This window comes from Nonomuraea sp. NPDC050643 (genome assembly GCF_040654715.1).
Lineage (GTDB): Bacteria > Actinomycetota > Actinomycetes > Streptosporangiales > Streptosporangiaceae > Nonomuraea.
Genome location: NZ_JBFAIM010000044.1, coordinates 43,668 through 69,146, shown reverse-complemented (window position 1 = coordinate 69,146; position 25,479 = coordinate 43,668). Strand labels below are relative to the sequence as shown.

Sequence of the window (25,479 nt, the reverse complement as noted above, 5' to 3'; positions counted from 1 at the left end):
TGCTGTGGTCCGCGGTGCTCGTACCCGACCGCAACCTCGTGACCGCTCACCTGCCCGGTCATGCCTTGCGGTTGTCCACCCACCGCGTCTTGCTGGATCCAGGGGCGATTCCGGCGAAGGCCGGGCACTTGGCGACTTCGACCGGCAACGTGGCGGGATCGACCCCGCGGCCCACCTCCACGCGTTCCGGGCCGATGTCCTGCGCGAGCCGGCCGAGTTGGTCAAGGTCGAATCCGAACACCCGGCTCGCGTTCCCGCCGAGCATCAACTCGACCTCCGGCTCGGGAATGCCGGCGTAGGCGAACCTGATCGCAGCTTCGGAGAAGGGGTAGCTGCTCTCGGTGTGCGGGTAATCGCTGCCCCACATGATCTGGCCGACACCAATGGCATCACGAATGGCGCTCTCAGATGGATGCATGAAGCTCGCGCCGGCGTAGCACTGCCTTCGCCAGTATTCGCTGGGCCGTAGCGAGAGCTTCTGTGCGACCTGCGCTCCGTGGCTGAGCTCGTCGCCGGCGTGCCGCATGGAATCGACGAACTGGTCCATGGCACTGAGCTGGCCTGGGATCCAGCCCAACCCTTCCTCGGTGAAGATCACCATGAGGTCAGGGTGCCGTTCGAGCACACCACCCAAGATCAAGTGACGTAGGGTGCGCTGATCCCACCAACGTAGTTCCAGCATGAACAGGACGTGATCCTCCGGCCGGTCTCCCGGTCGCGGCCCTGCGCTTCCGCTGTGCACATTGATCGGGATGCCCAGCTCCGCGCAGGCCCGCCACAGCGGGTCGTAGTAGTGGTAATACAGCGGCGGCAGCCCGGAGCCGGGTGGTGTTCCCGGCAGCAGCAGGCCACCGCGCAACCCGGCCGCGGCGGCACGGTGAACCTCTTCGACGGCCGCGTCGATGTCGTGCAGCATCACCTGGAAAACGCCCGTCCTCCGGCCTTTCGCGGCCGCGCAGAACTCGGCCAGCCAGCGGTTGTGCGCCTGCAGCCCCGCCCAGCGACGGCGCAGCTCCTCCGGGGATTCGGCCTCCCGCTGGCTGCCCAGCGACGAGCTGGAGAAGAAGGGCGGAATCGTGTTGGGGAAAAGGACCTCGGCCACGATGCCGTCGGCCTCGAGCTCCCGCAGACGCTGGTCGGAATCCCAGTTGCGAATGCCCTCCTCACCTTTGAGGTCCTCGTACGGAATCTCGTAGTCTGCGGCCCAGGAGTCGAAATCCGCACGGTAGACGGGGTCCAGGTAGTCGCGATAAGCCAAAAGGTCGGCGCCACCGTGGCAGTCCGCCGAGATCACCATATAACGCGTGCTGTTCATCTTTTCTCCGTTGCGACAGCTTCCAGAAAAAATAGGTCACGGAAAAACTTGTGAACAGTGGGTGGCCGGCCCGGCGATCGAATCCGCCCACCCAACTGCCATGCCTCGGCTAGATCCGCGCGTAGCCGTAGCTGAGCGAGGCGGCCTCAACCGAGTCGCCAGACTCCAGTCGCTCCTTTCCGGTGACCAGGCGTTCGTCCTCGTCGATCATCCAGGACTGGTCGTTGATGGTGATGTTGCGCATTTGATTCTCCATCTCCTTTGGCATGATCCGCCGCTACGCGGATGCGTCGAATCGGTGCTCACAGCGGGCGACCACGAAATCCATGTGAGCACCGGTGATTCCTTCGCCGAATCCGAGATGAACCGGTCCGGCGCCTTCGTTGAGCTGCGAGTTGTACGTCCAGTCCACCCGTGGAAGCAGGCTCATGTTGGTGCCGATGCCCAGTTCCAGGGTGTGCAGCTCGTAATCGGGATTGGTCACCTCCCTTACGGCATCGCTGTATTCTTCGCCGCTCGCCATGACCGAGGTGAGGACACCATTCCGGAGCCGCATCGTGATGGGCCCCTTGGCGACCATCTCGGCCCGTAGCTCGCGGGCCTGCTCGATGCGCGCCATTCCGTCCCGTCCCGCGCGGGGGTCGTGCGCCACCAGGAGCCCGGAGGCCAGAGCCGTGCCGTTGATGTCGAACGCCCCGCGCCAGTCCCGCGACGAAGGGGCGGTGATGGAGAATTCGCAGTAGCTCGCCACGCTGATCCATTTCCCGACATCGATCTCCGGGGTCAGCCAGGCGTCAGCGCTCAGATCGTCGGCGAACGAGCAGACCAGCTCGGTGCCGGAGCCGGTGAAGACGAGAGGACCGGGTTGCCGGGTGAGGTTGTCCGCCCAATAGCGATTCCAGTCGCACGCCTTTTCATAGTCGGTGTGCCTGGTGAGCTCAAAGGTGTATTGGGCCGCGTCGAGCGCGGAGTCGAAGCTGGCGATGGGGATCAGCAGCACTCGGAACCTGCGGAACATCTTCCTGATCTCGCGGCTCACCAGGCTGTTCCGCAGGAAGAGCGCGACGCCGGCACCGTCCGGCAGAGTTTCCACCTCGTCGAGGAGGAGCGTTCTCAGGCCGCGCCCGCTGGCGAATTCAGCCAATTCGCGGTCATCGCACACTGCGAACACGTCGCCTTCAGGAAAGACCTGACGGAGGCCACCAAGTGGTTGACCGAAACTCTCAGCCATTGCCGCTTCCCGTGTTATCGACATGAACTTGACCCTAGCAAGGACATCGGTTGCGGATCAGCTCCAAATCGGCGACCCAATAGGAGGGACATATAAAAGAGAGGGCCGGTCAATGCTGTGCCAGCCGCCCGTCCGCGCGCAGCTTCTTTTCTGTTTTCGCGAACATCAGCCTGCCGATCAGCGCATACACCGCAGAGGTCAGGACAAGCGCGGCGGCCTCGAACGGAACCGGCAGGAGCGTGTCCGCGCCGAGGGAGAAATGACGAGCCAGATCGATGGCCCATGTGGTGGGGATGAGCCAGGACACCGGTTGCAACGCCGCGGAGAGCGCGACGACGGGAAAGGTGACACCGGACAGAATGGTGACGACATAGCCGAGGTTGTCGGTGATCCCCGAGGCCTGTCGCCAGAGCAGGGCGAGCGAGGCGCTCATGTAGCCCATCCCGACCAAACCGATGACGAGCACGGCGAGGACGGGAAGGGACAGGAACGCGCCGGGCCGGTAGCGGGCGCCGAAGAGCAACGCGACGGTGCCGACCATGAGCGCGGCGCTGACGAGGCTGAGCACGATCATGCCGCTCATGACGCCGAGTACCATCGAACTCCGGCTCAGGGGCATCGCCCACGTCTGTTCAAGTGTGCCGGAATCGCGCTCCCCCATCATCGCGCGTGCCGGGCCTGCCAGAGCGGTGCTGGTGACGATCGCCCCCACCATGCCGATGGCCAGCCATCCGGCGAAGTCAGTGGTCCCGGTGAGCGCGCTCATCCCGAGCGCCTGCCCTTGTACGAGGAAGGCGGCGCCGAGCAGCAACGCGGGCAGCACCAACTGGTACAGGGGCGTGAGGACCAGCGAATTCGCCAGGCTCAACGGATAGCGGCGCATGAGCCGCAGTTCCTTGCCCGTCACCATGGCAAAGGTCCGCAGATCGATCATGAGGAGTTCTCCAGCCGCCGCCGGATCAGGTCCAGGACGAATTCCCGGGCGGATTCGAGGTAGAAGTGCGCACCGCCGACCAGTCGGATCTCGAAGCCCGCGCGCGTGTAGTCGGCCCATCCCTGGAACAGGTTCGGGGGCACGGCCGCGTCGTCCCACCCGCCCATGACGGTGAGGGGGCAATCCAGGGGCTCTCCTGGCCGGCGGTCATATTGCTGCAGCAGGGCGACGTCCGCGCGGAGCTTGGGCAGGAAGATCTTGAGAAGCTCGGGATCGTCGAGCAGGCCCGAGCCGCGGTCATACTTGCGGAGCCTTTCCACGAACTCCGGCGCCGGTAGGTCGTACCAGGGTGCCTCCGGGTCCGGCCGGTTCGGAGGTCTCCCCGCGGAGATGAACAGCCGGACCGGGCCGGGGAGCCTGCACTGGCGCGCGGCGTAGGCGAACTCCAGGGCGATGGCGCCTCCCATGCTGTGCCCGAAGAGCGCGTACGGTCCTTCGCGGAGTGCCGGCCCGAACTCCGCCAGCAAGGCGGAAACGAGCCGGGCCATGTCGTCGTACGGGGATTCGTCGAAGCGGCTCTCCCTCCCGGGCAACTGCACCGGCCACACGTCGATGCCATCCGCGCCGAGCGCCTCCACCCACTGTCGGTAGGCCAGCGCCCCGCCTCCGGCGCTCGGGAGGCAGAGCAGCCGGACACGGGCAGCCGTCGCCGGGCGGGTGAACTCGGTCCACAGGTCGGGCGGCCCGGCCGTATCAGCCAACGCATGCCGCCTTGACGAACCGGCCGAAGGCCTCCTCGCTCGCCAGTTGCAACAGTCCTGAGCCGACGGAGGCGACGGGTACCGGAACACATCCGATGGCGCGGTAGTCGTCCAGTCTCCCCGCGATCTCGTCCGGCCCGCCGACGATCACCAGATCGTCGATCATCGCACGGTCGATGGTGCCGCGTTCGAGACGGCCGCCGTGACCCGACTGCTCCATGACATGCCGGTAGGCGGGCATCATCGCATAACGCGTGATCATGCCCTCGAGGTCGTCGTAGAGGTTCGGGTGGTCGTCAGGGAGATAGACGGGAACTTCGACCAGGATCGAGATGGAGGAGCGGTCTCGCCCGGCCTCCTTACAGACCTCATCGATGACCGGCAGCACGTGCTCCTCGACGTAGCGGGGAGGGGCCAGCCACAGGAGGAGTCCGTCGGCGTGCTCCGCGGCCAGGCGCACCATCCTCGGACGCATCGCGCCCAGGTAGATCGGTACCTCCGGGCCCGTGCCCGTGACGTTCGACGCGTGGGCCGCGTGGTGCTCCCCCACATAGTCGACGCGACCGTCGCGCAGGTAGGCACGCAGGATGGTCAAGAACTCGCGCATCGCCGCCACCGCGGGCATCGATGGCAGGCCGAGCACGAACTCGTTGATGAAGGGATGCCCCGTCCCCAGACCCAGCAGGAAACGATTGTCAGACAGGTCGGTCAGCGCGGTGGCGGCCTGCCCCACCATCACCGGATGCCGGCCCGGCACGGGCAGCACCGCGGTGCCGACGCTCATCGAGGTCGTGGCCGCCAGACACGCGGCAGCCACTACCGTCGTGTCGTGGTGGTCGGGGTTCTGGCCCAGCCAGAGCTGATCCACTCCGGCTTCCTCGGCCATCTTGACCCGATCGATCAAGGTACGCATGCCGTACGTACCCGGGCCCAGCAGCAGCGGGCTCGAAGCTCGCGCGGCAAAGGTGTTCATCATCGTCGCTACCTGCTCTCTATCCGATGCGAGTTCGCGTTAGCTCCTGTTCCACCAGGTCCGCGAGGGTACGAACGGTCGGACGCTGGAACAGCCTGGCAACCGTGACCTCTACGTCGAAGTGCTGGCGGATCCGCCAGGCGAGCTGCACGGCCATCAGGGAGTTGCCGCCGAGGTCCGCGAAGTCGTCGTCCATCCCGATCTGCCGGATTCCGAACATCTCCGCCCAGTAGCTCGCGACCTGCTTCTGCACAGGCGTGTCCGGCTCGACGTACGGCGTGTCGAGCTCCCGCTCGGCCTGTTCGCCGACGAAGATCGGCTCGGCCTCGCCGAGCTTCTGCTCGAGCCGCTCGCCGGTGAGGGAACGAACCCGCCGCAGGTTGGTCGCCAGCCCTTCGGGACAAACCACCAGGTGCGGTGCGGACCAGTGCCGCAGCAAGGCGCGCAGGCAGGTCATCCCGTCCTCCGGCTTGATCATCCAGTTGCCGCCCTGCCGCACCTCGGCGCGCGAGGCCGTCTTCAACTGGCTGTCGGCGTCCTTGCGCATGTCGGCCTTGACGGCTTCGGGGTCCAGCCGCCGGAGCGAGTACTGCTGGATGTCGACGATCTCCGTGCCGTCCTCGGCGATGATCGAGACGTCGGCCAGCACGAACTCGCCATCGCCGTCGTCCAGGTCCCGTACGTGCACGTAGAAGCGTGGAGGCAGGGCGCCGCGGACGCGGATCCGCCGGTAACCGAACGGAAGGTACTTGTAGCCCAGCCGCAGGCCCTTGATGACACGGGCGTTGGAGACGGCATCGTCGAACAGCCCGGGGTGCAGGCCGTATTGCCGGCATTCGTCCTTGAACTCGTCCGGGAGATCAATCGTGGCGAACTGCGCCCGTTCGCCGATGTCAATGGAGACCACGCTGTACCAGTGGGGGCCGAACTCCACGATGCTCTTGGAGACGAAGCCCGGCTCGGGCACGAACGTATGGTCGCGGCAGCCGGCCCGGGCGGCTGCGAGATCGTGCACCGGGGCCGCCTCCACCGGCACCCGGCGAACGTGGGCTTTGGCGCACTCCAGCCACTCCGGGCCCGCGGCGTCCGCGGAATCCACGAAGACGGTGACGTCGTACCCGCCTCTGGCGGGGCGCAGTTGCACCCGCAACTCCCGCTCGGCGGGGACGGCCACAGCACTGAGGAAGAGGATGTCGTCGATCTCCGCCTCCAATCCCGCGTCCGCGTCGGCGAGGGCCGCCGCCCGGATCATCTCGATGAGAGCTGAGCCGGGCACGATGGGAACCCCGTCGATGCGGTGGTCGGTGAGGATCCAGTGCGAGTCAGGGCCGAGCAGCGTGGAGAAGACGATGTCGTCGGAGAGATCGTGCAGACGACGTCCGAGCAGCGGGTGAGCCGCAGGCTCCGACCACTGGCCGCTCCGGAGCTCGCGGAACACGTTCGGGGTGATGCCCTTGTGATCGACCATCATGCCCACGTCGCGCCACGCGGCCCAGCTGATCGACAGCACGGATTCGCCGAGCGCGGACCGCTGTCGGGCGAACGCGTCGAGGAAGTTGTTCGCGGCGCAGTAGTCGACCTGCCCGAAGTCACCCACCACCGAGGTGATCGAGGAGAAGAGCACCATGAAGTCGACCCGGTCGCCGAGCGTCCGGTGGAGGGCGAGTGTGCCGGCCACCTTCGGCGCCAGCACCTGGCTCGCGGCTTCACGGGTCCGCACGACCAGCATGCCGCCGCCCGCCACGCCCGCGGAATGGAAGACGCCGTCGATGCGGCCGAACCGCTCGATGGCCTCGTCGACGACGGCGCGCAGGGCGTTCTCGTCGGACACGTCGCATGAGGAGACCATCACCGCCCCGCCCAGCGACTCGAGCGCCAGGAGCCGTTCGATCCGCCCGCGCACCGCGCTGCCGCCGTTGTCCGAGGCGAGGATGGCCGGCCACTCGGCGCGATCGGGCACCGGTGTCCTGCCGATGAGAACGAGGTTGGCCCTGCACGTCTTCATCAGCTCTTCGGCCGTCGTCAGGCCGATGCCGCCCAGCCCGCCGGTGACGAGATAGGTTCCCCCCTCCTTCAACGCGGCCGGCGTCTCGGCGGAGAGCTCGATGGGCACCTTCGAGTACGACCAGGCCCAGCGCTTCAGGCCGCGCCAGGCCACCTGCTGATCGTCGGTCTCGGTCAGTGCCTCCTGGAGCAGCCGTACGGCAAGCTCTCGCGCCGGGAGTCTGGTGGGCGCGGCAAGATCGACACTGCGGCAGGCGATACCCTTGAGCTCGCGGCTGACGAGGATGCTCGGGCCGAGCAGGAGCGCCTTTCCCGGCTCGATCCGGTCCTCTCCCGACACTTCCTGCATGTTGGTGCTGACGGCGAGAATTCGCACGGAGTGATCGGGAACCTGGGCCGCGAGTACTTGCGTGAGAAACAGCAGGGAGTAGAAACCCCGCTCTCCGACCTCGTCCACGACCTGGGGGGCCAGGCAGTCCTCCGTAGGATCCGTGGCAGTCCAGCCGTGCACCACGTGCGTCGGGAGACCATCCTTCCCGAGCGCCTCGAACATGGCCTCATAGTCGGCGAGCTCTCCCGGCCGGAGCGTGAAGCCGCCAGCGGCGGGCCGCCCGAACTCGGTGCCGGCGACGACCGTGGTGACCTCCGCTCCGGCCTGTTCCAGCAGGGCGCTGAGAGCCTCGACCGGGCCGTCGCCCGGCGTCAGCAGCATCCAGCGGGAGCCCGGCGGGACGACCGAGGTCACCTGCGTCAGCGGACGTTCCACCCACTCCGGCCGGTACACGGCCCGGTCGATGGGCAGGACGTCCTCGTCCTCATCGGCCGCGGCCGCGGCTTTCGAGTCCACGGGGTCGGGATCCAGCCAGAAGCGCTGCCGCTCGAAGGGGTAGGTCGGCAGGGACACCCGCCGGCCGGGCCTCTCGTGGCCGACGGACTCCCATGCGACCTCGACACCCGCGGACCACAGGGTGCCGAGCGCTTCGAGCGCCAGCACCTCGTCGTCTCCCTCCACCAGCGGGTGGCGCATGGTGGTCACGATCGTCGTACGGTTCTTTCCGCCGCTCTTGCGGGCCAGGGCCGACAGGGTTCTTCCCGGCCCGACCTCCACGAGCGCCAGGTCGGGATCGTGGGCGAGGGTCTCCAGGCAGGCGGCGAAGCGGACGGTGTTGCGCAGGTGACCGGCCCAATAACCGGGGTCCGTGGCCTGTTCGGCGGTGATCCACGTGCCCGTGCCGTTGGACAGGAACGGCAGCCTCGGCTCCTCCCGCGACGTGGACGCCACCCTTTCGCGGAACGGCGCGATGATCGGCTCCATCATTCCCGTGTGGAACGCGTGCGAGGTCATGAGCCGCTGGCACCGTACGCCCCACGGGACGAGGTGGTTCTCCAGCGCCGCCACGGCCCCCGGCGGGCCCGCGATCACGGTGACATCGAGGCTGTTGACGGCGGCGACCTCGGCTCCGCCCATCAGCATCGGGGAGACCAGCCCTTCGGGAAGCGGCACTGCCATCATCACGCCGGGCGGCATGCTCTGCATGAACGCGCCGCGCGCCGCCACCAGGGACAGAGCGTCCTCAAGGGTGAAGACGCCGGCCAGGCAGGCGGCGGCGTACTCGCCGATGCTGTGCCCGAGCATCGCGGCCGGGGTCAGGCCCCATGACCTCATCAGCTGAGCCATCGCGTATTCGATCGTGAACAGGGCCGGCTGCGCGAACTCCGTCCGGCTCAGCACCTCGCCGGCCGCTTCGTGGTCGCCGTACAGGAGTTCCCGCAGGTCCTCGCCCAGCAGCGGCGTCAGGACCTCCGCGCACCGATCCACCTCCCATCGGAAGACCTTCTGAGACCGGTAGAGGCCCTGTCCCATTCCCGGGTACTGCGCCCCTTGTCCCGGGAAGAGAAAGGCGATTCCGGGCTCGGTGTGCGACACGGGCTTCACCCCCGGCCGGGAGCTCCGCAGGCCGTCCAGCGCCGCGGCCGCCTCGGCGACGGATCCGGCCACGACCGTCCGGCGGTGGGGCAGCGGGCGACGGCCCTTCTGCAGCGTCCAGGCGGCGTCTTCCAGACGCGGTTCGGCCGTCCGCAGGTGCTCGGCGAGCTGCCCGGCAGCGTTTTCCAGGGCCGTGACGGTCTTGGCGGAGATCGGCAGCAGATGCCGCGGGGCCGCGCCGGCCGTTGCGGAGATCGCCGGCAGTTGCCGGAGGGCTGCCGTGTCGTGCTGTTCGGACGCGGCCGGCGCCGTCCGTGGCGGCGGCTGCTCCAGCACCATGTGCGCGTTGGTGCCGCCGATACCGAACGAGCTCACGCCGGCCCGTCGTTCACCTTCCCAATCCTTGCCGGAGGTGTTGACGAAGAAGGGACTCCTCTCGAAGTCGATAGCGGGGTTGGGCGTGACGAAGTTGAGTGTCGGCGGGATCTGCCCGTTCTCGATCATCAGGCAGACCTTGATGAAACCGGCCACGCCGGCCGCCGCGCCGAGGTGGCCGATGTTGGGCTTGACCGAGCCGAGCGCGCAGAACTGCTCCGATGCGGCGCCGGCCGCCTGGAAGGCGTTGGTCAGCGCGGTCACTTCGATGGGGTCACCGACCAGGGTTCCCGTACCGTGCGCCTCAACGAAGCCGATGGAGCCGGGATCGACCTCGGCGACGGCGAGCGCCTCCAGGACCAGCTTCATCTGCCCTTCGACGCCGGGCGCGGTGTATCCGGCCCTGGCCGCTCCGTCGTTGTTGACCGCGGAGCCGCGCACGACCGCGTACACGTGATCACCATCCGCCATGGCCTCGCCCAGGCGCTTGAGCGTCACGACGCCGACCCCGCTCCCGAACACCGTGCCGGAGGCCGCGGCGTCGAACGCCCTGATGCGGCCATCGGCCGACCCGATCCCGCCGTCGACCCGCCAGTGCCCTTGGCCATAGGGCAGCCGGACATCCACGGCGCCTGCGAGCGCCATGTCGCACTCGCCCACGCGGAGCGACTGGCAGGCGAGGTGGATGGCCACGAGCGCCGTCGAGCAGGCCGTCTGCACAGTGAAACTCGGGCCCTGCAGGCCGAGCCGATAGGACACGGTCGTGGTCAGGTAGTCGGGTTCGGTGGCGGTCGCGACGCTCATCCCGCCGACGGCCTTGACGGCGGCGCGGTTGCGGCGGACGTTCTGGTGGCCGTAGTCGTACTCGCCGGCACCGCCGTACACGCCGACGGTGCCGTCGTAGCGGCGCACGTCGTATCCCGCGTCCTCCAAAGAGGTGTGGCACATCTCCAGGAACAGCCGCCCCTGCGGGTCCCTGAGCTGGGCGTCCCGCGCCGTGTATCCGAAGAACGCCGCGTCGAAGCCGTCCATCTCATCGATCATCGGACAGACCTTGACGTAGTCCGGGTCGTTGATCGTCTTCTGGGAGACCCCGTTCGCGGACAATTCCTCATCGGTCAGAACCCTGATCGAGTTCACGCCGTTCATGAGGTTCTCCCAGAAACGGCGGATGTCCGGCGCGCCGGGGAAGCGGCAAGCCATTCCGATGACCGCAATATCGTCCTCACGGGGGTTCAGGCCCATCAGTCCACCTTCCGTAAGGCGGCGCGAGCCGCCACGCGCAGTTCCCGTTGCCGTCGGCCGTCCACCGCCGGTCGGCCCTTTTCGCCGGGCTGGTCCGAATCGGCGTCCCCATGGGCCAGGTAACGAGCCAGAGCACGAACGTTCTGATACCGGTAAAAGGCGACGAGCGGGACCTCGCGCTCCAGTCGGGCGGCCAGGGCGAGGCGCACACTCGCGATCAGGCGCGACGTTCCGCCAATTTCGAAGAAATTATCTTCGACATCGGGTCCCGGATTTCCGGTCCGCTCGGCCCAGACGGCACGGACGGCTTCGACCATCGACCGTTCCGCAGCATCCATTGCTCGCTTTCCCTCTCGGCCGAGCACTTCCATACCACCATCTTTCGGCGTTCCGGGGCCAGTCTCATTTTGTTGGTCCCACGTCAGGGCTCCGCACTCTGCCGGCGCCGGGCAAGCAGATCGGCGAGATATCCGTCGGGAAGTTTCTCCAGATGCACCCGCATCATTTCGCGGGCCACCTGCTTGTCCTCCGCGGAGATGGCGTCCAGCGTGCTCTGGAACCCGGCCAGGTCGGCGAACCGGTAGAACTCGTCACGCAGCACCGAGCACATGGCGGCGTCGTGATATTCGCCGTCGAGATAGAAGTAGTCACGCAGTATTCCTTCGACTGTCACCCCCCACTGCGTGATGATGGGAAGCACATTCTTGTTGTAGACGCCGAAAATGAAATCCACGCGATGCGCATTTCTTCCGTGGAAGAGGTAGGAAAGCAGGAGCACGATGGCCTCGGCACCGTAGCCCTGGTTGAAAAGCTCTTTGTCGCCGATTCCGGTGCCGATGTGGTAGCTGCCTTCGTACTGCAGGTTCTGCTTCCAGGTCACGGTCCCCACCCGACGCCGGCCGACGTTCTCGACCACCATCATGAAATGGTTTTCGCCGTGCTGGTCCTCGTTTCTCATGTCCTCCGCGGAGTGGACCTTCGGCCGGCCCGCGGCATACCAGCTCGATTCGGCGGTCAGCCACTTCGCCAGTCTCTCGTAGTCGCCGATGCCGCACGGCTCCAGGGAAACGATGTTGCCTTTCATTTATCCCGCCTCTTGAGCGTCAGATTCCCACCCGAACTCGTCGGCCAGCAGTTTCCTGTGCACTTTCCCGTTGTCATTCAGCGGAAGGGACGGCCGGTGCTCGAACCGCTGCGGGAGCATGTAGGCCGGCAGCGAGTCACGTGCCAGCGCGGCGAGTTCGGCCGCCAGGTCCCGCCGGCCCGTGTAGACGGCGACCAGCCCGCGATCGGAGACGGCCGCGTGAGCGGGGACGACCACCACGTCGTCCACGGCAGGGTGCTGCCGCAGGACCGCCTCGACCTCGCCCGGCTCCACCCGGTATCCGCGGATCTTGATCTGCTGGTCCAGGCGTCCCAGATGGACGAGCTCGCCGCCCTGGACGCCGACGCGGTCTCCGGTGCGGTACCAGTGCTCGTGTCCCGAGTGATCCGATCGCGGCTGGGAGCCGTCACCGTGGCAGAACCGCCCAATGTCGTCGGAGGACGCCAGGTAGCCGGGGAACCGCTGTGGCCCGCGAAGGAGTAGCTCCCCCTCGTCGGCCGGCCGGCCCGCCTCGTCGATGATCAGGTGCCGCACGCTCGGCAGCGGACCTCCGATGGGTAGGGTCCCGTTGGACGTTTCCGGCCAGTCACGCGGCTCCGGCGGCAGCCGGTAGACCATGCAGAACACGGTCACTTCCGTGGGCCCGTAGGTGTTCTCGATCACGCTGTTCGGCGCCGCCTCCGACCACGCCTTCGCCTGACGCATGGTCAGCCGGTCACCGCCGAAGAGCGTCCAGCGCAGGCCGGGCATGCTTCCGGGCCGCAAATCACCCGTACGCAGGGCGAACGAGATCGCCGATGGCACGGAGAACCAGTGGGTGATACGCCGCCGGTTGACGTACACCGACGGCCTGAGCGCTTCCGCACCGGCAGGCACGACCACTGTCGCTCCTTTGCCCCATCCGAGGAAAAGGTCGAACACCGACGGGTCGAAAGTCAGGTCGAAGTTGTGGGAAAGCCGATCGCCGGGCCCCATGGGGTAACGCATCGAGCACGAGCGGAGGTAGGCGTCCACGTTGGCGTGAGTCACCGGCACCCCCTTGGGCAGTCCGGTCGAGCCGGACGTGAAGAGGATGTAGGCCACGTCGTTCTGCCCGACCGGCTCTGGAGGAAAGCCGGTTTCCGGTCCGAGTCCGTCGAGCGCCGCAGGCAGGGCCACCGCTGTCGCGCCCGCGGCTTCGGCCACCTCTGCCAGCCGGCCGGTTCCCGCTGTGTCCGCCAGGACCAGGTCGAGTCCGCTGGTGGCCGCCACGAGCCGGTTCCGCTCCGGAGGGCCTTCGGCGTGCAACGGGACGACGGTCGCGCCGAGCCTCAGGCCGGCGAGGTAGCCGGCGTAGGAGGAGAAGGTGCGCCCCGTCAGCAGTCCCATCCGCCTGGGCGTGCTCCCGTGCCGCCGGCGCAGCGCCGCCCCCAGCCGGTTCGCGGCCCGCTCGAGTTCGCCATAGGTCCAGGAGCGACCGCCGATCTCCAGGGCGGGCAGGTCGGCGTGACGGGCCGCGCTCCGCGCGAACCAGTCGTACAGGGAAGGGCCGGTCATCGGCGCTCCCCAGGGTCGCGTCTGGTCACGTAGGCCACCAGACGCGGGTCACCGGGTGTGTCTTCCCGCAGCATGACGACGGCGTCGCGAACCCGGCTGTGCCGGCGTAGCACGGCCTCGATCTCCGCCGGCTCGATGCGATGGCCGTTCAGTTTCACCTGCCGGTCCAGCCTGCCGAGGAACTGGAGGTCTCCGTCGGGCCGGCGGCGCACCAGATCGCCTGTGCGATAGAGCACCGTGCCCGGGGCGCCGTGGGGGTCGGGAACGAAGCGGTCCGCGGTCAGGTCCGGCCTGCCGCGATACCCCTCCGCCACGCCCGGCATCCCGATGCACAGCTCGCCGGGAACACCCGGCGGTGCCGGCTCGTCCCAGCCGTCCAGCACCATGAGCGAGGTCGCGCCGAGCGGCGAGCCGATGGGAACGACGTCCATTCCCGGCTCCAGCCGCCTGGCCAGCGACCATACGGTGGTCTCGGTGGGGCCGTAGAGATTCCACGCCTCCGCGGCGACCGAAGCCAGCCGATCAGCCAGCCGCGCGTCGAGGGCTTCGCCTCCGCACCAGGCGCGCCGGAGCCGCCAGGCCTCGACGTCGGCGAGCAGGAGTTGCCGCCAGCCTGTCGGTGTCGCCTGCACGGTGCTCACCCCGTGCTCACGTACGAGTTCCCCGACGGCCTCCGGCTCATGTCGCAGGGCGGGCGGCGCGACCACAACGCGGGCGCCGACGGTGAGCGGGAGCAGCAGCTCGGCCAGGGAGATGTCGAACGTCGGCCTCGTCAGCGCCAGCACCGCGTCGCGGGCGTCCAGTCCAGGCCGCTCCGCCATGGCCTGCAGCAGGTGGGCTATGGCCCGATGCGGTACGTCGACGCCCTTGGGCTCGCCGCTGGACCCTGAGGTGTACATGAGGTAGGCGAGATCATCGGGTTCTGGCGTCCGCGGGCGGCTACCTCTTGGTGCTGCGGGCGTCGGCGCCGCCAGGTGCGGCGGTGCGCACATGACCGCTGCCGCGGCCGCGCCGGTAACGAGCGACGTCAGGCGCGCGGTCGGCTCGTCGGGGTTCAGCGGCAGGTAGACCGCGCCGATGCGCCAGATCCCAAGGATCGCGGTGATCATGTCGAGTCCGCTGTCGAACGGGACCGCGACGACGTCGCCGTGGCCCACGCCGGCCGCCTTGAGGTGATCGGCGCACGCGGCCGCCCGTGCGCTCAACTCCCCGTACGTGACCGTGTCGGCCCCATCGTGCACGGCGGCGGCCTCCGACCGGCGGGCCAGTTCGCGATCTATCAGGTCCAGGGCTGTGACGGGGGCGACCTGCCGCCTGGACGACGCGGTGCCGGGGGTCATGTGCCGGGCGCCGAGCGGAGCCTCCGGCTCGGCCAGCGCGCCGGCCAGCACGTTCTCGTAGTGGCTGAGCAGGTTGTCGGCTGTGCCCTTGTCGTACAGGTCGGTGCTGTACAGCAGTCTCACCTGGATGCCCGAGGCATCGGGTGCGGTCACCGTCAGGGCGAGGTCGGTCTGCACCGTCTCCACGAACCCGGAGAGGTAGCGGCACTGTGCCCCATCCAGCTCGAGTGGTCTCTGACGAGTCCTGACCAGGTTGAAGAGGACTTGGAAGATCGGGGTCATGGACAGGTCCCGCCGATCTTGAAGGTCCGCGACGAGGTCGGCCAGCGACACCTCTTGGTGCTCCAGACAGCCGAGCAGCTCGTGGCGGACCTTTTGGGCCAGCGTGGTGAACGGCTCCGTGCGGTCCACCACGATCCGCAGCGGATACGTATCGGCGAACGGCCCGATCACCGACTCGGCCGCGGAGCTGTCCCTGCCGGACGTCGCGATACCGATCACTACTTCGTCCTGGCCCGCATAACGGGACAGGGTCGCGGTCCAGGCCGCCGTGAGCACCATGAAGAGTGAGGCCCGCCGCCGAACGGCGAGATCCTGGGCCGCCGCAAGGAGGCCGGGCGCCAGCGTTCGGGTCGCGATGGCGCCGCGCTGTGTGCCCACGGCCGGGCGGGGGCGGTCCGCCGGGATCAGCGACGTCGCAGGAGCTCCGGCGAGCCGTCGCCGCCAGAACCCCCGGTGCCGTTCGGATTCCCGACGCGCTTCCTCACCGAACTGGCCTTCGGCATATTGACCGTAGGTGAGAGACAGCGGCGTCGGCTGCCAGGGCAGACCCCGGATGTGCGCCGCGTAGGCCGCGCCGAGTTCCTCCCACAGCACGCCGAGCGACCAGGCGTCGCAGACCAGGTGGTGCGCCACCACGACGAGCAGGGTGAGCCGCGGCGATCGGCGTATCAGGAGGCAGCGGAGCAGCGGTGCCGCGGTCAAGTCGAAGGGGCGGCTCGCCTCAGCCCTGACGAGGCTTCGCCAGTCATCCGCCTCGGCGATCGGCAGTTCGACGGCCACGTCGTCGAGAACGCGTGCTACAGGCGTTCCCGCACGATCCTGGAACGCGGTCCTGAACGCCTCGTGGCGGATCGCCAGAGCACGCAGCGCCTCGGTGAGAGCCGGGACGTCCAGGGGTCCTTCGATCTCGTAGGCCGCGGCGACATGGTGCATCGCGGTGCCCGGCAGGAGCTGCTCCCGTAACCACATGGCCAGTTGCTGCCGGGACAGCCGGTGCTCGCCTGCACGCTTCGTCGTGTTCATGACGTGCGCTGCTCGCGTACGGCAGCGGCCAGAGCACGAACGGTCGGGTCCCGGAAGAACCGAAGCGCCGGAATGCGCATGCCGAACCGGTCCGCTATGCGGGCAATGACGCGTATGGCATGGACCGAGGACCCGCCGAGCAGGAAGAGGTTGTCGTCGGCGCAAACTGGCCGGACGTTCAGAACATCGGCGAAGATCGCGGCGATGAGCTCCTCTTCGCCATCGCTCGCTTGTGCCGCGGAGCCGGCGTGGGCCGTCCGCGGCGCGGGCAGCCGGGCCTGGTCCACCTTGCCGCTCGCGGTCACCGGAAGCTCTGCCAGCTCCACGATCAGGCTGGGCACCATCGACGAGGGGAGCCGGTCGGCCACGAAGCGGCGTAGTTCGTCGGTCAGGTCGTCAATCACGGCAGGAGTCGATCCTGGCCGCGAGGCCTGCGATCGTGCCCATCTCGAACAGGTCCCCCACGGAAACATCGGCGCCGATACCCGTCAGCTCGGTCAAGATGACCGCCGCCCTGTACGAGTCCCCGCCCACATCGATGAAGTCGTCGTGCACCCCGATCCATGGCCGATCCAAGACCCGGCACCAGATCGCGGCAAGCTGCCGTTCCCTGGCGGTTCCAGGCAATGCGAAGTGGTACACCGCGGGCCACGACGCCAGCAACGCCCGCGACGCGCCGACGTCCACCGTCCGGTCGCCATTCATAGGAATCTCCGGCAGCAACGCGATGGTGGCGGGAACTTCCCCGAAGCCGAGCGAGATGGCGACGTGGTCGGCCAAATCCGGCCCGGTGGCATAGCCGTCGGACGCGACCAGCGCCACCGTGCCCGCGTTCAGGGTGCCTGGGCCGAGTACTGCGGCGTCGAGGACGTCCGCGTGTGTCCGAAGCACGGCCTCGACCGTCAGGACGTCTGGGGAGAGCAACGGATCAGCCATGAGACCCTTCCATTTCCGTGATTCGGTGGCGATGCAGCTTGCCCGCAGGGGTACGCGGCAGCTCCGGCACGAACCGTACGGACCACGGCACCTTGTGCGGGGCCAGGCGGCTCTCGGCGTGGGCGGAGATCTGGTCGGCGGTCGGCATGGACCCCGGCACCGTGATGACGAAGGCCTCCAGCCGCTCACCAAGGAGGTCGTCGGGGAGCCCGACGACCGCGACATCGAGCACGTCGGGATGCTCCATGATCACTGCCTCGACCTCCGCCGGATAGACGTTGCCTCCGCCGACAATGACCAGGTCGTGGCGGCGGGGGGCGAGATACAGGTAGCCGTCCCGGTCGAGCCGGCCGTGGTCCCCAACGCTGAGGAAGCCGTCCACCGTGCGCTTCAGCCCGTGCCCGCCCCGGTCACGACCGGATGCGGGCCGTCTCATGAACACCTCGCCCTCCTCGCCGATCGGCACGGATCTGCCGGCCTCGTCGAGGATGCGTAGCTGCGTACAGAAGCCGCGGCCCACCGATGCGGGGTGGGCCAGCCATTCGCGGCCGTCGAGCAAGGTGGTGCCGATGGCTTCGGTCGCCCCGTAGATCTCGTAGAGGCGCTCAGGGCCGACAAGATCGATCCAGCTCCTCTTGAGCGCCTCCGGGCAGGGCGCCGCTGTGTGCACGATGGCGCGCAGCGAGCCGAACGACGTGCTCTGGCCGCCGGAGGCATGCGCCGCCCACTGCATGTGTGTGGGCGTGAGCTGGGCCCACTCGATCCGATGACGGTCAATGGCCTTGAGCATCGCGCGCGCGTCGAAACGCGGCAGCAACACCAGCGTGTTCGCATCGAGCAGCCCTTCCCAGCAGCACATGAAAGGGGCGGCGTGGTGCAGCGGGCCTGCGATGAGCTGCCGCTGTCCGTGCTGCCAGCCGACGGCGCGCAGCATCGGGTTCGGAACCAGCGCGGGATCATGGCGCAACGGCCGCGGATGCCTGATCAGCCGGGGTGACCCGGATGAGCCACTGGTGGCCAGCAAATAGCCGGCGGCTGAATTCGCCCCGGCCGGCGGTTCATGAGTGGCGCGCTCGCCCCATGCGTCCTCCAGCCGCACAGGCCGGTGCGTGCGCGCGAGCGTGTCCAGCACCCGCGCCGCCTCCGCGACGGGCATGAGCGGATCGAGCGGCAGGAAGGGAACCTCCGCGCGCATGCAGGCGGCGAACCCGATCACGGTGTCCGCGGAGTTGGTCGCGTCGATCACCACCGCGGCCGTGCCGAACGCCCGGCGCCTCAGCCGCTCGGCGAGATCGGCTGACGCCTCGTCCAGTTCCGCCCACGTGATCACGGTGTCCGTCGTACGGGCGCCGGCGACGATCAGAGCAGGTCGCCCGGGATCCTCCCGCGCGATGGCGGCAAGACGTTCGCCGGCGGATACAGATGCTTTGTCCATGGTCAGATCTGTTCCTCTTCACAGCTCATCTCGGCCGCGACCGCGCGCAGACTCATCGGGCTCTCGACATGCTCGGCGCGCAGGCCGTGGTAGCCGCGCCGGCTCAGTTCCGCGGCGAACCGCGAGACCAGGTGCAGGCGTCCGCCCGCGCCGACGTAGTCTTGCGTGAGATCGACCTCTTCCAGAGGATGGGTCGCGAGCAGCGCGGCGGCCAGCGCGGCCTCCGCGAGGCAGGAAGGACCTCCGCCGCCATCCGAACACCGTTCAGACGGAGGTTCGGAGGCGCGCGGCTCGATGCCCAGCCGCCGTCCGAACTCCGAAAGGCGGAGGCCGTTGTGCTCCTCTGTCAGCAACCGCAGGCCGCGCGCGGTCCAGCGCAGCACCTGGTCGACCTCCTCGGGGGTGAGTGGCGCGCTGTCACTGCGCAGTGACCAGGTCATTTCCTCGCCGGCCACCTGTGCGATGAAGATGTCCTCCGGCGCGCCCGCGGTCCGCCACTGGTGCTCGACAGGTGGAAGCGCTCCCTGGCGTGCGCGGCGAGAGTCGGCTCGAACGGGCCGCGATGGCAGACCGCTGACCATGAAGTCGAAGATGAACTCGAATTTCGGGACAAAACCGCGAGCACGGGCCGCGTGGACACGCAGCTCACGAACCTCGTCCTCGGGATAGCGCGTGTACTGATACGCGCTGACGGACTCCTGCCACGTCCGGCGCAGCACTTCGGGCATCGACGGGTCGCCTGAGAGGTCGATGTTGAGATAGGCACGCTGGTAGAGGCCCTGGATGGTCTCCCGTTCGCGGTTGGAGTCACGATTGGCGACCAGGCTGCGAATGGGGCACGACCATTGCCCCGTCCGCAGCGCGAGAACGGCGACGAGGACCCCGAGCACCACGGTGGGCCTGGTCAGGCGCAGGCGATGACAGACGAGATCGGTGTCCGCCAGCAGCTCGGTGGACCGCATCACAGCGATCTTGTACGGCGGTGGCGCCGGGTCCCTCGCCGAGCCGGGGACGAGGCTTTCCGGCGCGGATGCGAAGACCCGCGCGAGCCGGCTCAGCGCCGCGTCCGCCTTCCCCCGTCCGTCGCGGGACCGTTCGTGGGCCGCCCGCTCCAGCGGGTTCAGCGGGATGCTGCGCGGTCCGAGCCTTCCCAGGAGCGACGCCTGGAGTTGCCGGCGGAACTCGACCATGCTCCAGCCGTCCATGAGGCCGCGATCGGCGGCAAGGCAGACCGTCAGGACGCGGTCGTCCTTGACGCCCAGCACCGCACGCCACGGGAGGCGGCCCCGCGAGCCGGGTCCTGGGCGGCGAAAAGTGCCGAGTGCGCCATCGATGTCCGCGCGCAACCGGGACAGCTCCATGACCCGCAACGGAGGGGTGACCGCGTCGAGGGGTCGGACCCCCTGAAACGCGATTCCGAGCTCGTCCTGATCGAGGAAGGTCCGCAGCACTTCCTGTCTCGCCATCACCTCGGCGAAGGCCGAACGCACCTCAGGGATCGATGGTTTCTGAGGCAGATACCAGATCTCGCTCATCGGCGGGTATTCACGATCCTGCGGATCCCAGTACCGCTCCCACCAGACCATTTCCTGGTACCAGGTCATCGGACCTCTTGCCGTCATCAGAACAGCCCCAGCCGGCCTGTCCTGCGGGCGTACCGGACGCTCAGCGACAGCAGCGTCATCGCGACGATCCCCAGGAGAACGGCCTCACCGAGAAGGATGAACAGACGGGGCACCTCACCGGCGAACTCCTGCGAGCCGCCGGCCGCCGCCCGGAGCGCGCCGATCACGTGAGTCGGCGGCAGCGCCTCACCGATCAGACGGAACACGTCAGGCAACACGGCGAGGGGGTAGGTGACGCCGCACAAGAGGGTGAACGCGCCACGGATGACCTGCAATACTCCAGCGGCGTCCTGCAGCGACAACGACACGGTCGCGAAGAGCCCGCCCAGCGCCATGAGCGCGGGGAAGGCCACGAGCAGGACGGCGAACCAGCGTACGAGTTCGGACCAGCCGAGCGGCACGCCGAAGAACACGCGCATCGATATCGCGGCGCTGGCGAACACCACCAACGCCGGAACGAGCTGAGCGGGGGCGCCACCGAACAGGAGCGTGAACCGGGATGTGGGAGAGACGAAGACGATCTCGAACGACCCGCGCCGGCGTTCCTGCATGAGGGCCAGTCCAGGTCCCCACAAGACCGCCGTCAGCCACAGGTACACCAACCAGCCCACGTACAGGAACATGACCACGTCGTCTGTACCGGCACGCCGAGCGAACGCGTCGATCGCGGCCGGTTCGTCCGCTGAGAAGGCCTGCGCCTGGGCGATATAGGCGATGGGGAGCAGCAGCATCCAAACGGACAGCGAGATGATCTCCGCCGGGTATCGCCGCATCAACCGGAGCTCCTTACGGGTGGTCGCGACGATCGCGTACCACTCCCCCGCGAGATTGCTCATTCACGCCCGCCGTTCTCCGTCGCCGCCAGGAAGACGTCCCGGAGTGTCACCGGCTCGATCTCGACCGTGCGCAGCACCGCCTCGTGCCTCTTGCTCACCTCGACCAGCCGTGGCAGCAGATCCACTTCCAGCGGCAGGTGCAGCACCATGTGGAGGTCTGAGCCGTCGATGGACTTCTCGGCTATGGTCGCGAAGTCCTCCACGTCGGAAACCAGGTTGTCGTCGGCTCCTCCGGGCCTCAGGGAGAGCCGGACGATAGCCCGCCGGTCGACCTGGAGCGCCGCTTTCAGCGCTCCTGGGGTGCCGGATCGGACGACCCGTCCACGGTCGATGATCGCGACGCGGTCGCAGAGCCGGTCCGCCTCGTCCATGTTGTGCGTGGTGACCAGGACGCAGTGTCCGTTCTCACGCAACCGCGCTATCCGCTCGTGCAGCTGAGTGACCGAGCGCGGGTCGAGGCCGGACGTCGGTTCGTCGAGCAGCAGGACCGTCGGCTCCTGGAGCAGGGCCCTTGCCAGCGACAGCCGCTGGCGCATGCCGGTGGAATACCGCTCGGCGTAGTCGTCGGCGCGGTCCAGCAGGTTCATCTCCGCCAGCACGCGCTCGATCCTGCGTGGTACCTCGCGCCTCGGCACGTGGTAGAGCGCGGCGAAGTACTCAAGATTCTCCCGACCGGTGAGCTTCCAGTAGACGCTCCGCTCGCCGCCGATCACCACACCCAGATGACGGCGGGCGCGTTGGGGATGCGCCACGGCGTCGACGCCACAGACTTCGACCTTTCCCCTTGTCGGCTCCAGCAGGGTCGCGATCATGCGGACGGTGGTGGACTTGCCCGCGCCGTTGGGCCCCACCAGCCCGAACACCTCACGGGTCGAGACCTCCAGGTCGATGCCGTCGACGGCGACGACCTCACTCCGGGTGTCTGGAGCCCGCCTGAGCCGCTGCTCCAGCGTCCGCCGCCCCTGGCGGAAGGCCTTGGAAACACCGGCAATCACAACAGCCGCGCTGTGGGTCATCGGCCACCATCCACGTCGGCCGACCCGATCCATGCCAGGCAGTCGGCCTTGGCGCCGGTGAACCCAGCCCATTCCCACCCGTCGGGCATCGCACGGCCGGCCGGCCAGATCGAATTCCGGCCCTGTTGGTTCCGGACCACGGCGAACACCGACGTCGGATCGTCGTAGACAGATGTCCAGGTCACAAGTCACCAGGGGACCAGCGACCACCACCCTGGGTAAAGATCGATCTTCGGTCGTCCGAGCGGATCCTTCTGGTAGGTGTCTTCCTCGGAAGACGATCGCCTGCCGTCGTCGAGGGCGTGGACGTCCTCATACGCATGACACCCAAGACGGACTAGGCAAGCCCGTCCTCGGCCCCGCAAGCTTCCAGCAGTGGCGTTCCCACCAGAAACTGAGGGCGATGACGAACGTAGAGCCATCCGAGGGTGACATGGCCTCCCAGTTGCACGGGATCTGGGAGGAGGTGTTACGGGTCCCGATCGCGCAGGATGCCGATTTCTTCGATCTTGGCGGCGATTCGCTGACTGCCGTGCGGATCGTTGTCCGTGTTCGCGAACGACTCGGTGTCGATCTCTCGGCGCTCGATGTCTTCGACGCGCCCACTGTCCCAGAGTTCATCAGTGTGGTGCGCAGCGCGCTCCAGGAGGCCTGAGGCCGGGGATGACGGACAAGCAATGGAATTGGCTGCTCCGGCTGAACGACCGTTCCCGGGCGTCAGTGCGCCTTTTCGGTTTTCCGGGCGCGGGCGCGGGTCCCAGCGCGTTCACCGAACTGGCCCGGCGGCTGCCGCCTCATGTGGAGCTGTGGGGAGTGGCCCTGCCCGGGAGGGAGGCCCGGTTCTCCGAGCCACCACCGTCCGAGCTCGAACCCTTGATGGCACAGCTGACGGAGTCGGTCCTTCCCTTCACCAACGAGCCCTACGCGCTGTTCGGCTACTGCTCGGGAGCGCTTCTGGCCTACCTCACCGCCCAGCATCTCATCTCGTCGGGCGCCCCCGCGCCCTCGCGTCTCTTCGTGGCGAACTATCCGCCACCGCACGTGGTCAACAGGACGGCGAGAGAGCTGGCGTCCTGCGGCTCCGACGAGTTCTGGGCGAAGATCATCTCGCTCGGGGGCGTGCCCGACAACATCCTCGAACTCGAAGACCTTCGAGCCGTCTTCGAGCCGGCCTTTCGCGCCGACTACCGGCTGCTCGCCCGGTACGAGCACAATGCTCGAGCGGAGAGCCGCTTTCCTCTCACGATTGTGTCGAGCGACCGCGATCCGTCGGCCGCGCACAACGTGACCGGCTGGGCCCGGTACGCCACCCACACGGCACAGCATGAGCAGATCCGAAGTGGCAGGTGGCTCTTGTCCGAGGCCACCGAGCAGCTCGGCGCCCTCCTGGGCAGGCTCCTGGCCGGGCATACGGAAGTAACGCCTCCGGCGGCATCCTCACGGTGACCGCCGAGCAGGCCCATGGGGCGGTCAGTCGCTGACGACCGTGGGCACGACCTCCTCCATGAAGCGGAGCAGGTCGCTGGCCCGCAGGACAGGGTCGACCGGTTGGATGACGAAATGCTCGACGCCGAGCTCGCGATCGGCCCGCAACTGCCGCGCCAGCTCTTCCGACGTTCCCGTCAGCACCCAGTCCGGGACATCCGTGCGAGGTGACAGAGCGATGGAGTAGTTGGCCGAGACACGTACGCCTCCGGCCAGCGGGATGAGCTCACGGAGGCGGTGACGCTCGGGCGCCCAGCAGTTCCACCAGGTGGCCCGGGACCTCGCCAGCTCAAGTGTGCCGCTGCCCGTGCCACCGAGGTAAAGCGGGATCGGGCGCTGCAAGGCGGCGGGTCCTCCCAGGGGATCGCGTATCGTGTGGAAACGGCCCTGATGATCGACGGGACTCCCGCCCATCACGGCTTCGAGGATGTCGATCGTCTCCGCGAGCCGGGCCAGGCGCACGGCGGGCGGGTCTCCTGTGAACCCCAGAGTGCTCAGCTCCGACGGTGACGAGCCCCAGCCCAACCCCAGGTTGAGACGACCTCCGCTGATCCTGTCGAGCGTGACCGCCATGCGGGCCAGCAGGAACGGATGCCGAAAGGCGTCGCAGAGGACCAGGTGCCCGATGCGGATCGTCGACGTCCTGACGGCCACCGCGGTGGCGACCGTCCATCCCTCCAGGGCTCCGCCCGCCACCCCCGGCAGGGTGAGATGGTCCATGAACCAGACGGAGTCGAAACCCACGTGCTCCGCGGCCTCCGCCAGCTCCGCCAGCTCGCCGAAATCGCGGCGTACTTGTGGCAGGTACAGTCCGAACGTCGGTGACACCGTTCCTCCTTGGTCAGACGGCCTCGACGTGCAATCTCGCCTGCGCGGAGTCCAGCGCCGCCTGGCACTCCCCGAGATCGGCACCGACGGCGGTGACATAGGCGATCCGGCCGGACAGCATGTCGGTGAACGGTGTGGAGACCGTCTGCCCAGGCTGCGCGATGATCACTGCGGTGTTCTCGGCCGGCGTCGCCCGGTCCCGCGTGAAGCCGATGGACCGGATGGTCATGCCATCCCGCTCGGGGTGGAGAAATCGGATCGCGGCCACGAGTTTGCGGTCGGGTGCAAGCACCGGCGCCCGGCCACAGGCCACCGCCGCGGCGACCAGGCCGACGTCGACGCCGGTGGCGCACTGGGCGAGAAACGGCAGCAGGCCGCCGGCGAGCCGCGCGTTCACCTCGATGACCCGTGGGCCGCGTGGCGTCAGCCTGATCTCGGTGTGCGTGATGCCGTTCGCCAGGCCCAGCGCCGTGTGGGTCCGCTGCAGCACCTCCATCAGCGCCTGATCCCCCAGCAGCGGGTCCACGGCGTCGATCCAGTGGCCGACCTCGGCGAAGAACGGCGGGTAACCGAGCGTCTTCCTGGCGATGTACATCGGCTGCACCCTCCCCTGATGCACCACCGCGTCCACGCTGATTTCCGGGCCGTCGACGTACTCTTCCACCAGCACCGGGATGTCGTATCTGACCTCGCCGGGCGCGCTGGCGTCACGAGCGACGCCGAACAGGGCCGACAATTCGTCCGGGCCGTCCACCCTGACGACGCCGACGCTGCCCGCCAGTCCACGCGGCTTGAGCACGGCCGGATAGCCGACCTCGTCAGCGGCACGCAACGCCTCCGCCTGTGTGGTCACGGCGACCATCCTGGGCTGCGGCACCCCCGCGACGGCCAGCGCCGACCTCGTCCGCGACTTGTCGCAACACCTGGCGACCGCCTCAGGGTCGCCGCCAGGCAGCCCCAGCGCCCGAGCAACCTGCGCGGCCGGCACGATCATGTCCTCCAGCCAGCACATCACGCCCCGCACCGGCTCCCTGCTCGCCAACCGCAACGCCTCGGCCGCCATCGCCAGACCGTCCCGGGGGTTCTCCACAATGCTGTGGCCGGAAATGTAGCCGGCCGCCCATTCCGGCACTGCCGCGCAGAAAAGATGCACCCGATACCGGGTGGAAAGCGAACGAAGAAGGTACTCGCGATACGCTTTGGGCCCGGTCTCCACGACCAGCAAACAAGGCCGACGCGAACTCTCTTCGGATTCCGGCATACCAGC

Annotated in this window: 22 protein-coding genes; 2 read left to right on the top strand and 20 right to left on the bottom strand. The window is 68.1% G+C overall.

What is annotated here, in order from left to right; translation table 11 throughout:
* Positions 1-58: 58 nt before the first annotated feature.
* From AB0I15_RS42215 to AB0I15_RS42130, 18 genes are all read right to left on the bottom strand, one after another.
* Complete coding sequence (locus tag AB0I15_RS42215; protein ID WP_358109181.1) at positions 59-1,315, bottom strand: amidohydrolase family protein; 1,257 nt, start codon at positions 1,313-1,315, stop codon at positions 59-61.
* A gap of 109 nt (positions 1,316-1,424) precedes the next feature.
* A complete protein-coding gene (locus tag AB0I15_RS42210) occupies positions 1,425-1,559 on the bottom strand; it encodes a hypothetical protein (protein WP_358109178.1) in 135 nt (44 codons plus the stop codon).
* 33 nt (positions 1,560-1,592) lie between these two features.
* A complete protein-coding gene (locus tag AB0I15_RS42205) occupies positions 1,593-2,546 on the bottom strand; it encodes a hypothetical protein (protein ID WP_358109175.1) in 954 nt (317 codons plus the stop codon).
* A 109-nt stretch (positions 2,547-2,655) separates the two neighbouring features.
* The gene (locus tag AB0I15_RS42200; RefSeq protein ID WP_358109172.1) at positions 2,656-3,480 is read right to left on the bottom strand and encodes an ABC transporter permease; all 825 of its coding nucleotides are present in this window, start codon (positions 3,478-3,480) and stop codon (positions 2,656-2,658) included.
* Positions 3,477-4,241 carry an alpha/beta fold hydrolase gene (locus tag AB0I15_RS42195; RefSeq protein WP_358109169.1) on the bottom strand — a complete coding sequence of 255 codons (765 nt, stop codon included), beginning with the start codon at positions 4,239-4,241 and terminating at the stop codon, positions 3,477-3,479. Before AB0I15_RS42195 ends, AB0I15_RS42200 begins: the two co-directional genes overlap by 4 nt.
* Positions 4,234-5,154 carry an LLM class flavin-dependent oxidoreductase gene (locus AB0I15_RS42190; protein ID WP_358109166.1) on the bottom strand — a complete coding sequence of 307 codons (921 nt, stop codon included), beginning with the start codon at positions 5,152-5,154 and terminating at the stop codon, positions 4,234-4,236. The genes AB0I15_RS42195 and AB0I15_RS42190 overlap by 8 nt, the downstream gene beginning before the upstream one ends.
* A 79-nt stretch (positions 5,155-5,233) precedes the next feature.
* Entirely contained in the window at positions 5,234-10,765 is a 5,532-nt protein-coding gene (locus tag AB0I15_RS42185; protein ID WP_358109163.1) for an SDR family oxidoreductase, read from the bottom strand.
* Positions 10,765-11,136, bottom strand: a complete 372-nt coding sequence (locus AB0I15_RS42180; RefSeq protein ID WP_358109160.1) for an acyl carrier protein — start codon at positions 11,134-11,136, stop codon at positions 10,765-10,767. Before AB0I15_RS42180 ends, AB0I15_RS42185 begins: the two co-directional genes overlap by 1 nt.
* A gap of 50 nt (positions 11,137-11,186) precedes the next feature.
* A complete protein-coding gene (locus AB0I15_RS42175; RefSeq protein WP_358109157.1) occupies positions 11,187-11,849 on the bottom strand; it encodes a GNAT family protein in 663 nt (220 codons plus the stop codon).
* Positions 11,850-13,406, bottom strand: a complete 1,557-nt coding sequence (locus AB0I15_RS42170; protein WP_358109154.1) for an AMP-binding protein — start codon at positions 13,404-13,406, stop codon at positions 11,850-11,852.
* Positions 13,403-16,051, bottom strand: a complete 2,649-nt coding sequence (locus AB0I15_RS42165) for an amino acid adenylation domain-containing protein (RefSeq protein ID WP_358109152.1) — start codon at positions 16,049-16,051, stop codon at positions 13,403-13,405. Before AB0I15_RS42165 ends, AB0I15_RS42170 begins: the two co-directional genes overlap by 4 nt.
* Entirely contained in the window at positions 16,048-16,455 is a 408-nt protein-coding gene (locus tag AB0I15_RS42160) for a phosphopantetheine-binding protein (protein ID WP_358109148.1), read from the bottom strand. The genes AB0I15_RS42165 and AB0I15_RS42160 overlap by 4 nt, the downstream gene beginning before the upstream one ends.
* Complete coding sequence (locus AB0I15_RS42155) at positions 16,448-16,987, bottom strand: phosphopantetheine-binding protein (protein ID WP_358109146.1); 540 nt, start codon at positions 16,985-16,987, stop codon at positions 16,448-16,450. The genes AB0I15_RS42160 and AB0I15_RS42155 overlap by 8 nt, the downstream gene beginning before the upstream one ends.
* Positions 16,980-18,422, bottom strand: coding sequence for an AMP-binding protein (locus AB0I15_RS42150; protein WP_358109144.1), 1,443 nt, complete (start codon positions 18,420-18,422; stop codon positions 16,980-16,982). The genes AB0I15_RS42155 and AB0I15_RS42150 overlap by 8 nt, the downstream gene beginning before the upstream one ends.
* A gap of 2 nt (positions 18,423-18,424) precedes the next feature.
* On the bottom strand, positions 18,425-20,026 hold the full coding sequence (locus AB0I15_RS42145; RefSeq protein ID WP_358109141.1) for a hypothetical protein: 1,602 nt from the start codon (positions 20,024-20,026) through the stop codon (positions 18,425-18,427).
* A gap of 17 nt (positions 20,027-20,043) precedes the next feature.
* Entirely contained in the window at positions 20,044-20,883 is an 840-nt protein-coding gene (locus tag AB0I15_RS42140) for an ABC transporter permease (RefSeq protein ID WP_358109138.1), read from the bottom strand.
* The gene (locus tag AB0I15_RS42135; RefSeq protein WP_358109135.1) at positions 20,880-21,878 is read right to left on the bottom strand and encodes an ABC transporter ATP-binding protein; all 999 of its coding nucleotides are present in this window, start codon (positions 21,876-21,878) and stop codon (positions 20,880-20,882) included. The genes AB0I15_RS42140 and AB0I15_RS42135 overlap by 4 nt, the downstream gene beginning before the upstream one ends.
* A gap of 17 nt (positions 21,879-21,895) precedes the next feature.
* Positions 21,896-22,084, bottom strand: a complete 189-nt coding sequence (locus tag AB0I15_RS42130) for an MbtH family NRPS accessory protein (protein ID WP_358109132.1) — start codon at positions 22,082-22,084, stop codon at positions 21,896-21,898.
* A 218-nt stretch (positions 22,085-22,302) separates the two neighbouring features.
* On the opposite strand from AB0I15_RS42130, the gene AB0I15_RS42125 reads away from it, so the two are divergent.
* Both AB0I15_RS42125 and AB0I15_RS42120 read left to right on the top strand, forming a co-directional pair.
* The gene (locus AB0I15_RS42125; RefSeq protein WP_358109129.1) at positions 22,303-22,554 is read left to right on the top strand and encodes a phosphopantetheine-binding protein; all 252 of its coding nucleotides are present in this window, start codon (positions 22,303-22,305) and stop codon (positions 22,552-22,554) included.
* 8 nt (positions 22,555-22,562) lie between these two features.
* On the top strand, positions 22,563-23,345 hold the full coding sequence (locus AB0I15_RS42120; protein ID WP_358109126.1) for a thioesterase domain-containing protein: 783 nt from the start codon (positions 22,563-22,565) through the stop codon (positions 23,343-23,345).
* A gap of 24 nt (positions 23,346-23,369) precedes the next feature.
* On the opposite strand, the gene AB0I15_RS42115 is transcribed toward AB0I15_RS42120, so the two are convergent.
* Both AB0I15_RS42115 and AB0I15_RS42110 read right to left on the bottom strand, forming a co-directional pair.
* On the bottom strand, positions 23,370-24,212 hold the full coding sequence (locus AB0I15_RS42115) for an LLM class flavin-dependent oxidoreductase (protein ID WP_358109123.1): 843 nt from the start codon (positions 24,210-24,212) through the stop codon (positions 23,370-23,372).
* A 13-nt stretch (positions 24,213-24,225) separates the two neighbouring features.
* Complete coding sequence (locus tag AB0I15_RS42110) at positions 24,226-25,473, bottom strand: ATP-grasp domain-containing protein (protein ID WP_358109120.1); 1,248 nt, start codon at positions 25,471-25,473, stop codon at positions 24,226-24,228.
* Between the last annotated feature and the right edge of the window lie 6 nt (positions 25,474-25,479).